Origin of the sequence: Desulfoferula mesophila (genome assembly GCF_037076455.1) — a bacterium.
Classification (GTDB): Bacteria; Desulfobacterota; Desulfarculia; order Desulfarculales; family Desulfarculaceae; genus Desulfoferula; species Desulfoferula mesophila.
On the sequence record NZ_AP028679.1, the window covers coordinates 651514 to 666434 of the forward strand.

The 14921-nt window shown below is 64.9% G+C and carries 11 protein-coding genes; 9 read left to right on the forward strand and 2 right to left on the reverse strand.

The annotated features are described in order from the left end of the window. Window positions 1-64: 64 nt before the first annotated feature. Window positions 65-2005, reverse strand: a complete 1941-nt coding sequence (locus tag AACH32_RS02985) for a hypothetical protein (RefSeq protein ID WP_338605250.1) — start codon at window positions 2003-2005, stop codon at window positions 65-67. Window positions 2006-2364: 359 nt separating this feature from the next. On the opposite strand from AACH32_RS02985, the gene AACH32_RS02990 reads away from it, so the two are divergent. The 5 genes from AACH32_RS02990 (at window position 2365) to AACH32_RS03010 (ending at window position 9471) form a co-directional block, all read left to right on the forward strand. Then, window positions 2365-2760 carry a hypothetical protein gene (locus AACH32_RS02990; RefSeq protein ID WP_338605251.1) on the forward strand — a complete coding sequence of 132 codons (396 nt, stop codon included), beginning with the start codon at window positions 2365-2367 and terminating at the stop codon, window positions 2758-2760. Window positions 2761-3131: 371 nt separating this feature from the next. Next, window positions 3132-3689: a LemA family protein gene (locus AACH32_RS02995; RefSeq protein WP_338605253.1), complete on the forward strand. Its 558-nt coding sequence runs from the start codon at window positions 3132-3134 to the stop codon at window positions 3687-3689. A 16-nt stretch (window positions 3690-3705) separates the two neighbouring features. Then, window positions 3706-5622, forward strand: a complete 1917-nt coding sequence (locus AACH32_RS03000) for a DUF2207 domain-containing protein (protein WP_338605254.1) — start codon at window positions 3706-3708, stop codon at window positions 5620-5622. Between the two features lie 100 nt (window positions 5623-5722). Beyond that, the gene (locus AACH32_RS03005) at window positions 5723-8143 is read left to right on the forward strand and encodes an ATP-binding protein (protein WP_338605255.1); all 2421 of its coding nucleotides are present in this window, start codon (window positions 5723-5725) and stop codon (window positions 8141-8143) included. Window positions 8144-8268: 125 nt separating this feature from the next. After that, a complete protein-coding gene (locus AACH32_RS03010; RefSeq protein ID WP_338605256.1) occupies window positions 8269-9471 on the forward strand; it encodes an MFS transporter in 1203 nt (400 codons plus the stop codon). A 34-nt stretch (window positions 9472-9505) separates the two neighbouring features. Here the strand turns inward: AACH32_RS03010 and AACH32_RS03015 are convergent, their stop codons facing one another. Beyond that, on the reverse strand, window positions 9506-11062 hold the full coding sequence (locus AACH32_RS03015) for a sigma 54-interacting transcriptional regulator (protein ID WP_338605258.1): 1557 nt from the start codon (window positions 11060-11062) through the stop codon (window positions 9506-9508). Window positions 11063-11459: 397 nt separating this feature from the next. Between AACH32_RS03015 and AACH32_RS03020 the strand changes: the two genes are divergently transcribed. The 4 genes from AACH32_RS03020 to AACH32_RS03035 all read left to right on the forward strand — a co-directional run bounded on the left by AACH32_RS03020 (window position 11460) and on the right by AACH32_RS03035 (window position 14917). After that, the gene (locus AACH32_RS03020) at window positions 11460-12395 is read left to right on the forward strand and encodes a hydroxyacid dehydrogenase (RefSeq protein WP_338605259.1); all 936 of its coding nucleotides are present in this window, start codon (window positions 11460-11462) and stop codon (window positions 12393-12395) included. Next, entirely contained in the window at window positions 12392-13402 is a 1011-nt protein-coding gene (locus tag AACH32_RS03025) for an Ldh family oxidoreductase (RefSeq protein WP_338605261.1), read from the forward strand. The genes AACH32_RS03020 and AACH32_RS03025 overlap by 4 nt, the downstream gene beginning before the upstream one ends. A 67-nt stretch (window positions 13403-13469) precedes the next feature. Beyond that, window positions 13470-13748 (forward strand): UxaA family hydrolase, encoded by a 279-nt coding sequence (locus AACH32_RS03030; protein WP_338605264.1) that lies wholly within the window; start codon window positions 13470-13472, stop codon window positions 13746-13748. 2 nt (window positions 13749-13750) lie between these two features. Continuing rightward, window positions 13751-14917, forward strand: coding sequence for a UxaA family hydrolase (locus AACH32_RS03035; RefSeq protein WP_338599168.1), 1167 nt, complete (start codon window positions 13751-13753; stop codon window positions 14915-14917). Window positions 14918-14921: the final 4 nt, after the last annotated feature.

Consider the following 14921-nt stretch of genomic DNA (forward strand, 5'->3'; position numbering starts at 1 on the left):
GGGCCGGGCCTGCCCAACCGGCGGGCCGCCAAAAAACCAAGACCTCGCCCGGCCCCGGGAAGGCTCAGTACAGCTTGGGTATCTGGTTGATCACCTGCAGGGCGTGGTCCAGGTCGAAGCCGATGGTGTTGGCGTACCAAACCAGGGATTCGTACCTGGGCTGGTTGTCGCGCTTGACCATTTGCAGGGCCTCGTCGCGACTGAGGATGTTTTCCCTGATCTGGTTGCTGCGGAAGGTGTCGTGTTCGGTAAAGCCGGCCACGGTGTAGTAGATGTAATTGTAAAATGCGGCGGTGCCGTCGCCGATGCGCCAGGTGTTTTTGGTGTCCTTGGCCTCTTCCCAATCGAACTCCCGGCGCAGGGTCTCCTGGATTTCCCGCTCGTCCCAGGGAATGTAATGGATAAAGGGCAGGGTTAAGAAATCGTGCTTCATCCAATACGACGAGTACAGGGCCCACAGGCTGTCGAGCAGGGAAAAGTTGATGTAGGAGGGGCTTAGGAAAATTTCTTTGAGGTAATAGGATAGCATCATCAATTTGCGGGTGACGGGAATGTTGTAAATCCGGCCCGAGGTCTCCTCCACTCCGGTGAAGCCGGTCTTGAAGTTGGTCTTCTCAAAGGGGTTGCCCATCAGGTAGACCAGCTCCACTCCCATCTGTCGGCGAAGCTTGTCGGCGTAATAAAAGTATTGCTTGTCTCCGGCCATGAACAGCGGAATCATCCCCAGGGAGGGCCGCTTGAGCCAGGCTTCCACGTTGTTGCGGATGTATTTGCGCTTCTTTTTGATGTCGGCGCTGATGATGATGTGCTCCACCCCCAGGCGGCCACAGACACGGGCCTGGTTCCTGCGCCCCAGGTCGGTGAGCATGCCCCAGTCGTAGGAATAGGCCACCGGGTTCAGGCGCAGCTTCTCCTTGATTAGGTAGAGCCCGAAGCAACTATCGCGCCCTCCGCTGACCCCCACCACGCAGTCGGGGGTGCCGTCGTTGCGGCGGTGGCGGTCGGCCTGCTCCAACAGGGCGTCCATGCCCAGCATCTCCGGCGGCTTGTGCTCCCGGCAGAAGTTGCAAACTCCCTCGTCGTCGAAGTTGATGAAGGGCATGGTCTCGGGCAGCACACAGCGGGTGCAGCGCTTGATCCCGTCCCGGCGCGCCTCATCCTCCATGGTGGAGGAAGATATCTCCAAGCGGCCGCCGCCGGAACGGGCAAGCCCGACCTCGGGCTCCGCGGGCGAGGCCAGCTCAAACAACCACAGAGAGTGGTCGGTCAGGTCCACCAGGCAACCTTGGCCGGGGCGGATTTGGGTGGGCTGGTCCCAGTTGAGGTAACCCGCGGTGCGGCTGCGCTCCTTGAATTCGTCCAGGATGTGCTTTTCCGAGGCGATGACCCGCACCGTCCGGTCTTCGGAGGTGCAAAAATACATGGACCCGGTGTTGGTGGCCCAGAGCATGGCCTCTTGGTCGGCGGGGAACACCAGGGTGGAGGCCGAGCCCTCCAGATCGCCGAAGGCGGCGGAGGTGGCAAGGGCCAGGCTTTTGCCCTGGCTCATATATCTGCGAATCAAACAGAGGATGATCTCGGTGTCCACCTCGTAACGGCGGGTCAGATCGGGGTTGACCGACCACAGGTAATCGTCGTTGACCACGATTCCGTTGTGCACCGCGACCATGTCACCGGCAATCACCGGTTGGTTGTTGTTGCCGATGCTTTGCAGGCCGTTGGTAACCAGGCGGGAGTGCCCGATGATCGCCCGCAGATTCGGCCGGACGCCGTTGCCCGAGAGGCGCTTGGCGCAAAAAAGCTTGAAGCCCTTTTGCTTGATCATCTTGGAGGCGGGGACCGGCTGTTTGTAGACGTTGATGCCCCGGTCGTCACGCACCGCCAAGCCGGCGGCCTCCTTGCCGCGGGACTCGGAGAGCTTGAAGAGCAGGTTTATATCAGCGATGACATCCGGGGCGGGTATCCTGCCGGACATATCGCCGACCATGCCAAAAATGCCACACACTTAGCCGCATCCATGTCAAAAAGGTTGGGGCCCATCTCTAACCCTTATTCCTGTTTCATTATTTTTACTCCATCAGCCATGTGAGGTCTACTCATTTGCCGCGGACCGCATTCGCTCCTCCCGGCCGCGGCCCCGGACGCCTGTGGTCGGGTGCGATATTCCGCTGGGTCGGGCTTGCCCCCATCCACCAGCGGGGCCGCTGAAGATGGAGGGGATGGCCGATTCGGCCCGAAGCCGGTTTCAGGGGAGGGCCTTGCTTTGGCATAAGGGTGCATTCAGTGACAGCGGGGGTTCATAATAAAACCTCAAGGATTTTCAACCTGCCCATATCGTCCAACAGGCTATCGGAGAGGAGTCACATGAGAGGTAAAATTCTGAACCTAAAAACGGTTGGCTTTTTGTTGGCGGTCCTGTTGGTGCTGGGAGCGGCGCAGACGAGTTGGGCCCTCAATCTGGGCGGTCTGCCCTCGGAAGCCGTGCCCCAACTGGCCCAGATGGTGGCGGACAAGCTGGGCGTAAAAGTGCCGGCGGCCGACATCATGAACCTGCTGAACCAGGGCTCCTCGGTCAGCGGCAAGGTGACCGATCCCTCCAAGCTGAGCAACCTGGGCCTGTCCAATGTGTCGCAGGGGGATGTGGTCAACCTGGCCAACCAGGGCAACGACAAGCTTGCCATCACTCCCCAAAGCGGCGGTAAGGGCATCACCCAGAACATCAGCCAGGTCTTCGGCCCCATGGCGTCCATGTTCAAGTAGATTCCAGGCGCGAGGTCCCCGGCGGGATATCCTGCCGGGGATCACGACCCCATAGGCGAGCGGGCACGGACGATGCCACCCCTGTGGTGGGATTCGGCGCGTCAGGGGGACTTTCAACTCAACAACAAATTTTTGGCCCGGGGCCGGACGGTCGGGTGCGCCGGCCCCGAAGGATCGGTCGGCTCGACCCGCCAATCCGTCTCCGGGCTCCGACTGCAAGCCAGGTTCAAAAGGACGAAACGATATAAACCTTGTGCCGCTACCGGCAGCGTTGGCATTATAAACATGATTTGCCTTGCCCCGTAGTGGTTTTGTCGCCTGTTTCCGCCTCCCTGCGCGGAACCCGCATTGCAACCAAAGGAGTGATAGCCATGACCGTGCTCTGGGTGATAGTGGCCCTGATTGTGGTGGCGGGTTTCTGGCTGATAAGCGCCTACAACGGCCTGGTGCGCAAGCGTAACATGGTGCGGGAGGGCTGGAGCGGGGTCGAGGTGCAGCTCAAGCGGCGCGCCAACCTGATTCCCAACCTGATCGAAACCGTGAAGGGCTATATGGGCCACGAGCGCGGGGTGCTGGAGGAGGTGACCAGGCTGCGCAACCATAGCCTGGCTTCGCAAGGACCGGAAGAAAAGGGCCGCGCCGAAAGCCGCCTGAGCGGGGTCTTGGGGAACATCTTCGCCCTGGCCGAGAACTACCCCGATTTGAAGGCCAGCAGCAATTTCCTGGAGCTGCAAAGTTCCCTGTCCCAGGTGGAAGAGCAAATTCAACTGGCCCGCCGCTATTACAACGGCGCGGTGCGCGCGCTCAACAACGCGGTGGAGTCCTTTCCCAACAACCTGTTCGCCACTTCCCTGGGATTTACCCAGGCGGAGTTTTTCGAGCTGGAGGAACCGGCGGACCGCCAGGTTCCCCAGGTCAATTTTTCCTGAGCGCCGGAGGCTGGTCATGATCCGCCGGACGCTCTTGGCCCTATTCGGTTGCCTGTGCCTGTACCTGTTGGCTGGAGGTCCGGCCGTGGCCCAGGCCGGGAGCGTCGCCGGGCCGGAGCGCATCCTGGAGTTTGTCAGTCAGGTTGAGGTGCGCCCCGACGCCGGCCTGCGGGTCACCGAGACCATCCGGGTGGTGGCCCTGGGCCGGCGCATAAAGCGGGGTATCGTACGGGAGTTTCCCACCAGCTACCTCGACCGCCTGGGCCGGCGGACGCGGGTGGGCTTCAAGGTTCTGTCCGCGCGGCGCGATGGACACAGCGAGCCTTATCACCTCGAACACGTCTCCAACGGGGTGAAGGTATATTTCGGCAGCAAAAACCGTCTGCTGTCCCCAGGTGTCTACACCTACCAGCTGACTTACTCCACCGACCGGCAGATAGGCTATTTCAACGATTACGACGAACTCTATTGGAACGTCACCGGCAATGACTGGGCCTTTCCCATCGAGCGGGCCAGGGCCGAGGTGCTGCTGCCGCCGGGCGCCAAGGTGCTGCAACAGGCGGCCTACACCGGCAAGAGCGGCGTGAAGGGCAGGGACTTCAGTTATCGCCTCGGCGGAAACGGACGCCCTACCTGGCAAACCACCAGGCCGCTGGCTCCCGGCCAGGGCCTGACCATAGCGGTGGCCTGGCCCAAGGGTTTGGTGGCCCAGCCCAGCGCCATGGATAACTTCCTGGCCGGCTCAGGCGGGGCCGTGCCGGCCATGGCCGGGCTGCTGTTTACGCTGGCCTACTACATGCTGGCCTGGTTCAAGGTGGGCCGCGATCCCCGGCCGGACAACGCCATCCCCCTTTTCGAGCCTCCCCAGGGCATGTCGCCGGCGGCGGTGCGTTATATCAACCGGATGGGGTTTGACAAAAAGGCGGTGGCCGCGGCGGTGGTCAGCCTGGCGGTGAAAGGCTATTTGACCATCGAGGAGGTCCCCGGCAAAAAGAACAACTATGTCTTGCTCCGCACCGACCGGTCGCCGGAGAACCTTTCGCCGGGGGAGCGGCGCCTGGCCGACAAGCTGTTCGGCGGCGGCCAAATCCTGGAGCTCAAGCAGAAGAACCACGCCCGCATAGGCAAGGCCGTGCAGGCGCTGCGCGCGAGCCTGGCCCGCGAGTATGAGAAGGCCAATTTCAAGCTCAACCGCCTCTACCTCGGGCCCGGCGTCTTGCTCACCCTGCTGGGCGTGGGGGCCCTGGTTGTTTTCGCGCCGGACCCGGGCGCGGCGGCCGGGGTGTCCCTGTGGCTGATGATCTGGACCGGCGGCTGCTATGTCCTGTCCCGGGGAGTAATCAGCGCCTGGCGCCGCTCCCGTAGCCTTTCCGGCGGCTTGGCCGCCCTGGGGGCCACCGCCTTTGCCGTCCCCTTCTGGCTGGGCGCCGTGATGGGGCTGTTCTTCTTGAGCACCGTGACCGATCCGCTCAGCGTGGTCATCTTCCTGGGCCTGTTGTCTCTGACTCCCTTGTTCGCTTATCTGCTCAAGGCGCCCACGGTGGGGGGGCAGCGCCTGATGGGCCAGATCGCCGGGTTCAAGTTGTATCTGTCCGTGGCCGAGGCCGATCGCCTCAACATGCTGCACCCGCCGGAAAAGACCCCCGAGCTTTTTGAGCGCTATCTGGCCTACGCCCTGGCCCTGGATGTGGAGCAGCAATGGGCCGAACAGTTCGCCGGCGTTTTGGAGCAGGCCGGCCGGGACTATCAGCCCGCCTGGTATAGCGGCCGGGGCTTTACTTCGGGCAATTTTGTCGGTCTCACCAGCCAGTTGAGCGGCTCCCTGGCCGGGGCCATCAGCTCTTCCTCCACCGCGCCGGGCAGTTCCTCGGGCAGCGGGGGCGGCGGCTCCTCCGGCGGCGGCGGCGGGGGAGGCGGGGGCGGCGGCTGGTAGAAGCGTTCTAGCCGCCAAGCGGCGCGCTCGAGACCGACTCCGAATCCAGCTCGGCCGGACGCCGGGTAGTCATAAAAATCAAAGCGGGAAGCGGTGGCTCATGGAGAACTACGAAAAGCTGGGAACCTTTTATCTGGGCAAGGGCTATGACCTGGCCAAGGGCAAGGTAAACGAAGAGCTGGTTCTCTACGACTCCAAGGACCTCACCACCCACGGGGTGATCATCGGCATGACCGGCTCGGGCAAGACCGGCCTGGGCATCAGCCTGTTGGAAGAGGCGCTGATCGACAACATCCCGGTGATCGCCATCGACCCCAAGGGCGATCTGCCCAACCTGCTGCTCAGCTTCCCCGACCTGGCCCCCGGCGACTTCGCCCCCTGGGTCAACCCCTCCGACGCGGCCAACCAGGGCCAGACCCTGGAGCAGTTCGCCGCGTCCCAGGCCGCGCTGTGGAAAAAGGGCCTGGCCTCCTGGGGCCAGGGGCCGGAGCGCATCGCGCGCCTGAAAGAGGCCTGCGACATGGCGGTCTACACGCCGGGCTCCAACGCGGGGCTGCCGGTGAGCCTGCTGCGCAACTTCGATCCGCCGTCCCCGGCCGAGCAGGCCGAGGCCGACCTCTGGCGCGAGAAGGTGGCGGCCACGGCCTCGAGCATCCTCTCCCTGGTGGGCATCGGCGCCGACCCCATCACCAGCCGGGAACACGTCCTGGTGTCCAATATCCTGGAGTCGGTCTGGAAAGAGGGCAAGTCCCTGGACCTGGCCGGTCTGATCCGCAGCATCGCCGAGCCGCCCTTCAGCCGGGTGGGGGTCATGGACCTGGACGCCTTTTATCCCCCCAAGGAGCGCTTCGCCCTGTCCATGCGCGTCAACAACCTGCTGGCCGCGCCGGGCTTCGAGGCCTGGCTGCAAGGCGAGCCCTTGGACATCGCGCGCATGCTCTACACCCCGGCGGGCAAGCCCCGGGCCTCCATCTTCTGCCTGAGCCACCTGGGCGACGCCGAGCGCATGTTTTTCGTCTCCATGCTGCTGAACCGGATCATCTCCTGGATGCGGGGCCAGCCCGGCACCACCAGCCTGCGCGCCCTGCTTTACTTTGACGAGATCATGGGCTATCTGCCCCCCAACGGCAATCCGCCCTCCAAGGCCCCACTGCTGACCCTGTTGAAGCAGGCCCGCGCCTTCGGCCTGGGCTGCGTGCTCTCCACCCAGAACCCGGTGGATCTGGACTACAAGGCGCTGAGCAACGCAGGCACCTGGTGGCTGGGCCGCTTGCAGACGCAGCGGGACAAGGAGCGGGTATTGGCCGGGCTGGAAGGGGCCGCGGCCGGGGGCCGGGCGGAGTTTAATAAACAGGCCATGGACCAAATCCTGGCCGGGCTGGGCAAGCGGGTGTTCCTCCTGCACAACGTGCACGAGACCCGGCCCGAGGTTTTCCACGTGCGCTGGGCCATGTCCTATCTGCGCGGTCCCATGACCCGCGAGCAGATCAAAACGCTGATGGCCGACAAGAAGGGGGCCGCGGACGCTCCCGCCGGGTCCGCCCCGGCCGTGCCTGCGGCTGCGGCCGACCGGGCCAGCGAGGCCCTGCCGCTCAGCCCCCAGGGCGTGGAGGTCTGTTACCTGCCCGCTTCGGGGGCCGGCGCCGGGCTCACCTACTTCCCCCATCTGCTGGGCGTGGTCGAGGCCCACTACCAGAGCGCCCGCTACGGGGTGAAGCTTTCCCGGACCTATGCCCAGGCCTATGGTCTGGAGGAAGGCTTTGGCGATCCCGACTGGGGCGAGGCCCTGGAGCTGCAGATCGATCCTGGTCAGTTGGATGCGGAGCCCCTTTCCGGGGCCTCCTTTGCCGAGTTGCCCGGCGGGGTGAGCGCCAAGAAGTTCAAGGCCTGGCAGCAAGCCCTGATACGCTACGTGCGCCAGAACCGCCAGGTGGTGCTCTACTCGGCGCCGGGTTACAAGCTCACCAGCGAGGTCGGCGAGAGCGAGGCCGAGTTCCGGGCCCGCCTGGGCCAGGCCATGCGCGAGAAGCGCGACCTACTGGTCGCTAAGCTGCGCCGCCGCTACGAGTCCAAGCTGGGCACCCTGGAGCGCCGCCTGTTCGCCGCCCAGCAGGCCGTGGACCGGGAAAACGACCAGGCCTCGGCCAGCAAGATGGACATGTACGTCTCCGCCGGGGCCACCCTGCTGGGTGCGCTGTTCGGGCGCAAGACCATCAGCGCCGGGACCATCGGCCGGGCCGGCACCACCTTGCGCGGCACCCGCAGAATCTATAAGGAAAAGGCCGACGTGGAGCGCGCCGAACAGCGGGTGGCCCAGGTACGGGCCGAGATGGCCGAGCTGGAGGAGGCGCTCAACCGGGAGGTGGACGACATCGAGGCCCAGCTCGACCCCAGCACCCAAGAGCTCAAGGAAATATCCATCCAGGCGATGGCCAAGGATTTGACGGTGAATCTCTTCGGCCTGGCCTGGCTGCCCTACCTGGAGGATGCCGAGGGCCACCTTTACCCGGATTGGAAGTAGCGGCGGGCCGCTTGCCTCTTGTGGCGCCGGGCGCTCCCGCCCTATATTGATTCCCTTGATCGCCGCGAAGGGCCCGGACGGGAGCGCTTCCCGGCGTCTTGGCGGATCATCTGACGAGGGCGGCAATGACGGTGCAGGGACAACGGCCTCTGATCGGGATGTGTCTGGCCCGCGCGGGCAGCGGCATGGTCTTCATGACCGTGGCGGCCACCATGACCACCCTGCAGGGCGCATGGGGGATATCGGCCGCCCAGGGCGGGGCCATAATCTCCGCCTTCAATCTGGGTTACGCCCTGAGCCTGGTGTGGCTCTCCAGCCTGGCCGACCGGGTCGGCGCGCGCGGCGTCTTTCTCGCCTCCATCACCGCCAGCGCCCTGCTGGCCGTGGCCTTCGCCCTCACCGCCCGGGACTACCTCACCGCCCTGGTGGGCTATTGCCTGCTGGGCGTGGCCCTGGGCGGCACCTACACCACCGGCCTGATGATTCTCTCCGAGCTTTATCCCGTCGCCCGCCGGGGCCGGGTGATGGGCGCCTACATCGCCAGCACCTCGCTGGGCTACGCCCTTTCCCTGGTGGTCAGCGGCCTGGCCCTGGCCGTGGGGGGCTATGCTCTGGCCTTTGGCCTGACCGCCCTGGGCCCGGTGTTGGGCGCGGCGGCCGCCTGGGCCGTGCTGTGGCGGCCCTTGCCCGCCGCACCGGCGCGGGAGCCGGCGCAGGGCATGGTGCGGGAGGTGCTGGCCAACAAGAAGGCCATGTTGCTCATCGGCGGCTACACCCTGCACAACTGGGAGCTACTAGGCATGTGGGCCTGGAGCCCGGCCTTCATCGTGGCCTGCCTGGCCGCGGGCGGCGCCGTCGAGGCCGCCAGCCGGGGCTCCTTGCTGGCCGGGCTGTTCCACCTGACGGGCCTGGTGGCTTCTTTTACGGCGGGCCACCTCTCCGACCTGCTGGGCCGGGCCAAGATCATGGTCATCACCGCGGCGGCGGGGGCGGCGGTTTCTCTGGCCTTTGGCTGGACCCTGCTGCTGCCCTTCGGCCTGGTGCTGACCCTGGGCATGGCCTATGCCTTTTTGGCGCTGTCGGATTCGCCAGTGCTTTCCGCCGCCCTCAGCGAGGCGGTGCACCCGCGCCGCCTGGGAGCGGCCTTCGGCCTGCGCTCCATGCTGGGCTTCGGCGCCGGGGCCCTGGCGCCGTTGGCGTTCGGCGCCATCCTGGACGCCGCGGGTCAGGGCGTGACCGGCTGGGGCCTGGCCTTCGGCATGCTGGGCCTGGGCGGGCTGGGGGCCATGACTTGCGCCCTGTCCTACAACAAGGCCTCCAAAGGCTAGCCCCATAGCCGGGCGCCCCGGCTCCAGGTTTTTTTCAGTTGAGAGGCTCGGCGGCCGTCGGGCGCTTGATTTCCGTCAGATTGATGCCGTGCTTTTTGATGCGGTATTGCAAGGTGGTGCGCGGCACCCCCAACAGGGCCGCCGCTCCGTTCTCGCCGCTCAGCACCCCCCCGGTCTGGGCCAGGACCCGCTCGATGTGCTGCCGCTCCACCTCGGCCAGGGTCATGGGCGGCACCGAGGCCAGGCTCTGGCCGGGCTCGAGGAACTTTTGGATTTCGGCGCCGCTGATGGTTTTGCCGGGCCGCAGAATGAGCAGCCGCTTGACCAGGTTCTTGAGCTCGCGCACGTTGCCCGGCCAGGAATGCTGCTGGAGCTGCTCCACGGCCTGGGGGCTGTAAAAGGGCGGCTCGCGGTGGGTGCGCCCGGCCTGGAGTTCCGTGAGCCGCCGGATGAGCAGCGGGATGTCTTCGCGCCGCTCGCGCAGGGGCGGCAGGCGCAGGGACACCGTGTTCAAGCGGTAGAACAGGTCGGAGCGGAATTGTTTCTGCAGCACCGCGTCCTCGAGGTCGCGGTTGGTGGCGGCGATGACCCGGAAATTCACCTCGATGGTCCGGCTGTCGCCCACCCGCTCAAAACGCTTGTCTTGCAAAACGTGCAGCAGTTTGGCCTGCAAATGCAGCGGCAGTTCGCCGATCTCGTCCAGCAGCAGGCTGCCGCCCTGGGCCATCTCGAAGCGTCCCACCCGTTGACGCTCGGCCCCGGTAAAGGCGCCCTTGGTGTGGCCGAACAGCTCGCTCTCGAACAAGCCGGCCGATAGGGCGGGGCAGTTCACCTTGACGAACAGGGCCTCGCGGCGCGGGCTTTCGCGGTGCAGGTGGCGGGCCACCACCTCCTTGCCGGTGCCGGTCTCGCCGGTGATGAGCACCGAGGCGTCGGAGGCGGCCATGAGTGCGGCCTGGCGCATCACCTCGGCCATCTTGGGCGAGGCGTAGAAAAAGGAGTCCGGGCCGTAGGAGTCTTCGGTTTCCTCCAGCAGGTAGTGTTTTTGTTGCGCCAGGTTTTTGTTGAGCTCCTGCAAGCGGGTGTGGGCCAGCATGTTTTCCACCGCCACGGCCACCACGTCGGCCAGTTCGGCCAGGAAGCCGCCCAGTTCGGCGAAATCAGCCGGTTTTTCGATGAAGGACAAGTGGATGGTGCCCAACACCCGCCCCCTGGTTATGAGGGGAAAGGCCATGGAGGCGGTAAGGCCCGCCTGTAGTAGGGAGCGCACCGAGGCCCAGTAGGAGCGTTGGTTCAGGTCCGGGATGATCAGGGGCCGCCGCGAGCGGATGACCTCCTGAGCGATGGCACCCTTGGCCAAGGGGCGGTTTTCGTCCTCCAGGCCTTGGGCCGAGACACCCTCGGCGATGCTGAAATAGCTGAGGGACTTGGTATGCGGATCGTAGATATTGATGCTGATGCGGTCGTAGGGAACGATCTTGCGGATTTCGGTGGCCAGGGCCTGGAACAGGGTCTTGCGGTCCGTGTGCTTGACGATGGCGTTGTTGATCTCCAACAACAGCCGATAACGCGAGGCAGTGTCCCGACTCATCAAGTCCTCCTTTGACCAATATTGGGCATCAAAAATTTATCAACAAAATAAAGTTATATCAAGCTATTAAAAATAATATTGTCTCGCTAGGGCATCTCGTAGACCCCCCAGAATGAAAATTTGCCGGCATTTTCATGAAATAAATCCGAAAAACCACGAAATTTGCCCAATATTGGGCTTAGTGCTCAATATTGGGCAAATAAAATCATACTAAATTGCTGGCACATATTTATTATGCTGATAATATTGCAAAAAATTTATTGTTCTTTTTGGCACCTTTATTGCTTTGTTAATTGGCATTCAAAATCTCATCTCTCTGGGCGGGGCGGATTTGGTCCGGGCCATAGAGGGATGCGCGCTTGTCAATCACCCTTCTGGAAGCCAGAGAACTGAACACATGCCTGACATCGTAATAAGCGAATTCATGGACCAGGACGCGGTGGACGCGGTGTCCCAGCGCTACGAGGTGGTCTACGACGCCGGCCTGGTGGATCGGCCGGAGGAGTTGGCCGGGCTGTTGGCCGAGGCCAGGGCCCTGGTGGTGCGCAACCGCACCCAGGTCACCGCCGCCCTGCTGGAGGCCGCGCCCCAGCTCAAGGTGGTGGGCCGCCTGGGGGTGGGCCTGGACAACATCGACACCGCGGCCTGCAAGGCCCGGGGAGTGGCGGTCTGCCCGGCCACGGGGGCCAACGACCTGGCCGTGGCCGAATGGGTGATCGCTAGCGCCATGCTGCTCTTCCGTTTGGCCTTCTCGGCGCGCGCCCAGGTCATCGACGGCCTGTGGCCCAGGGGCGCCTGCATGGGCCGCGAGACGGCCGGCAAGGCCCTGGGCCTGGTGGGCTTCGGCAACATCGCCAAGGAGACCGCCCGCCTGGCCCGCGCCCTGGGTATGCGGGTATTGGCCTACGACCCCTACGTGCCCGCCGACGATCCCGCCTGGGCCGGGGCCCAGCGCTTCGAATCGCTTACCGCCCTGCTGGCCGCCTCCGACGCGGTGAGCCTGCACGTGCCGCTTACCGATTCCACCCGCCACCTCATCGACGCGGCGGCCATCGCGGCCATGAAGCCGGGGGCCATCCTGCTCAACGCCGCGCGCGGCGGGGTGGTGGACGAGGACGCCCTGGTGGGCGCGCTGCGCTCCGGGGCCCTGGGCGGCGCCGCCCTGGACGTGTACGAGCACGAGCCCCTCACCCAGGAATATGGCCAGCGCTTCGCCGGCCTGGACAACCTGATCCTCACTCCCCACATCGGCGGGGTGACCGTGGAATCCAACGAGCGGGTGAGCAAGCTGACCATGGAAAACGTGGTGCGGGTGCTGGAGGAGGGCGCATGAGCGGCAAGACCCTGACCCTGGAGAAGGCCCACGGCCTGGTGGTGCAGGCCCTGGTGAAGCATCGCACCGACCCGGCCAACGCCGCCCTGGTGGCCGACGCCCTGGTGGCGGCCGAGGCCGACGGCCAGAAGGGGCACGGCCTTTCGCGGCTGCCCTCCTATTGCGGCCAGGCGGCCAGCGGCAAGGTGGACGGCTTCGCCACTCCCCAAGTCCAGCCGGCGGCCGCCGCGGCGCTCAGGGTGGACGCCCGCCACGGCTTCGCCTATCCGGCCATGGCCCTGGCGGTGGAAAAGCTCTCCGAGCTGACCCCCACCAGCGGCGTGGCGGTGGCGGCGGTGTTCAACTCCCACCACTGCGGCTTGGCCGGCTACCACGTGGAGGCCCTGGCCCGCCGGGGCCTGGTGGGCCTGCTTTTCGCCAACACTCCCCAAGCCATCGCCCCCTGGGGCGGCAGCCGGGGCCTGTTCGGCACCAACCCCATCGCCTTCGCGGTGCCCCGGGAAAAGCACGACCCCATGGTCATCGACCTGTCGCTGAGCAAGGTGGCCCGCGGCAAGATCATGTTCGCCAAGCAGGAAGGCCAGGCCATCCCCGAAGGCTGGGCCGTGGACGCGGCGGGCAAGCCCACCACCGACCCGGTGGCCGCCCTGGCCGGCACCATGCTGCCCATGGGCGACGCCAAAGGAGCGGCCCTGGTGCTGATGGTGGAAATCCTGGCCGCCGTGCTCACCGGCAGCCATTTCGGTTTCGAGGCCACCAGCTTCTTCGACGCCGAGGGCGAGCCCCCCAGCGTGGGCCAGCTGCTGCTGGCCATGGCTCCGGGCCCGGTCTCCGGCGGCGCCTTCGCCTCGCGCTTGGAAACCTTGCTCGCGGCCATCTTGGACCAAGAGGGCACCCGCCTGCCCGGCGATCGCCGGTTGGGGCTCCGGGAAAAAGCGCAAAAGGAGGGCCTGGCCCTCACCGACCAACAATATGAACAGCTTCAGCGGCTGGCCGCTGACCACTAGTGTCTTTAGGGCTTATTTTCCCCCCGGCCAGGGGCCGGCGGACTATCTGGAATAAGGAGGAAACATCATGATCCAATTTTTGGTTCACGAAAAGGCCGACAGCGTGGGCGTGGCCACGGTGGACATCACCGCGGGCAGCGAGGCCACGGGCCTTTACATGGACTCCCAGGAGGAGCTGAAGGTCAAGGCCCTGGACGACATTCCCCTGGGTCACAAGATCGCCCTCACCGACCTGGCCACCGGCGGCAGCGTCACCAAATACGGCGAGGACATCGGCAAGGTGGTGGCCGAGATCAAAAAGGGCAACCACGTGCACATCCACAATCTCAAGACCAAGAGGTGGTAGCTATGAGCAATTTGGGAACCGTAAAAGGCTACCGTCGCGAGAACGGCCGGGTGGGCATCCGCAACCATGTCCTGATCCTTCCCTTGGACGACCTTTCCAACGCGGCCTGCGAGGCCGTGGCCAACAACATCAAGGGCACCAAGGCCATTCCGCACGCCTATGGGCGTTTGCAGTTCGGCGAGGACCTCAAGCTGTATTTCCGCACCCTGATCGGCACTGGGGCCAACCCCAACGTGGCCGCGGTGGTGGTGATCGGCATCGAGCCCGAGTGGACCAACATCATCGTGGACGGCATCGCCGAGACCGGCAAGCCGGTGACCGGCTTCTCCATCGAGCGCACCGGCGACATCGGCACCATCGCCAAGGCCTCCTGGAAGGCCAAGGAATACGTGCACTGGGCCAGCGAGTTGAAGCGGGAAGAGGTTGACCTGAGCGAGATTTGGGTTTCGACCAAGTGCGGCGAGAGCGACACCACCAGCGGTCTGGCCTCCAACCCCACGGTGGGCAACGTTTTTGACAAGCTGCTGGACGCCGGGGCGACCTGCTCCTTTGGTGAGACCTCTGAGATCACCGGCGCGGAGCACTGGTGCAAGGCTCGTGGGGCGACGCCCGAACTAGGCGAGGCCTTCATGGCCATCTTCGACAAGTACCAGGCCATGGTGGAGGCCAACAAGACCGACGACCTTTCGGGCAGCCAGCCGACCAAGGGCAACATCCGTGGCGGTCTGACCACCATCGAGGAGAAGGCCTTCGGCAACCTGCAGAAGATGGGCAAGAAGCATCCTTACGTGGGCGTCTTGGACAAGGCGGAGACTCCGACCGGTCCTGGCCTTTGGTACATGGACACCAGCAGCGCGGCGGCCGAGGCGGTCACTCTGTGGGCGGCGGGCGGTTTCGTGGCCCACCTGTTCCCCACGGGTCAGGGCAACATCATCGGCAACCCCATCGAGCCGGTGATTAAGCTTTCGGCCAACCCGCTGACCGTCTCCACCATGAGCGAGCACATCGACTACGACTGCTCGGCCATCCTGCGCGGCGAGATGACCCTGGACCAGTCCGGCGACGGTCTCATGGACATGCTCAAGCGGACCTGCAACGGCCGCCTCACCTGCCAGGAGGTCCTGGGACACCAGGAGTTCGTCATCACCAAGCTTTACGAGAGCGCATAGAACC

Excerpts from the sequence above, each read along its gene's own strand:
- AACH32_RS03025 (WP_338605261.1), top strand. The coding sequence starts at position 12,392 with ATGAGCGGCAAGACCCTGACCCTGGAGAAGGCCCACGGCCTGGTGGTG.
- AACH32_RS02995 (WP_338605253.1), top strand. The coding sequence starts at position 3,132 with ATGACCGTGCTCTGGGTGATAGTGGCCCTGATTGTGGTGGCGGGTTTC.
- AACH32_RS03035 (WP_338599168.1), top strand. The coding sequence starts at position 13,751 with ATGAGCAATTTGGGAACCGTAAAAGGCTACCGTCGCGAGAACGGCCGG.
- AACH32_RS03005 (WP_338605255.1), top strand. The coding sequence starts at position 5,723 with ATGGAGAACTACGAAAAGCTGGGAACCTTTTATCTGGGCAAGGGCTAT.
- AACH32_RS03015 (WP_338605258.1), bottom strand. The coding sequence starts at position 11,062 with ATGAGTCGGGACACTGCCTCGCGTTATCGGCTGTTGTTGGAGATCAAC.
- AACH32_RS03020 (WP_338605259.1), top strand. The coding sequence starts at position 11,460 with ATGCCTGACATCGTAATAAGCGAATTCATGGACCAGGACGCGGTGGAC.
- AACH32_RS03030 (WP_338605264.1), top strand. The coding sequence starts at position 13,470 with ATGATCCAATTTTTGGTTCACGAAAAGGCCGACAGCGTGGGCGTGGCC.
- AACH32_RS03010 (WP_338605256.1), top strand. The coding sequence starts at position 8,269 with ATGACGGTGCAGGGACAACGGCCTCTGATCGGGATGTGTCTGGCCCGC.
- AACH32_RS02990 (WP_338605251.1), top strand. The coding sequence starts at position 2,365 with ATGAGAGGTAAAATTCTGAACCTAAAAACGGTTGGCTTTTTGTTGGCG.
- AACH32_RS03000 (WP_338605254.1), top strand. The coding sequence starts at position 3,706 with ATGATCCGCCGGACGCTCTTGGCCCTATTCGGTTGCCTGTGCCTGTAC.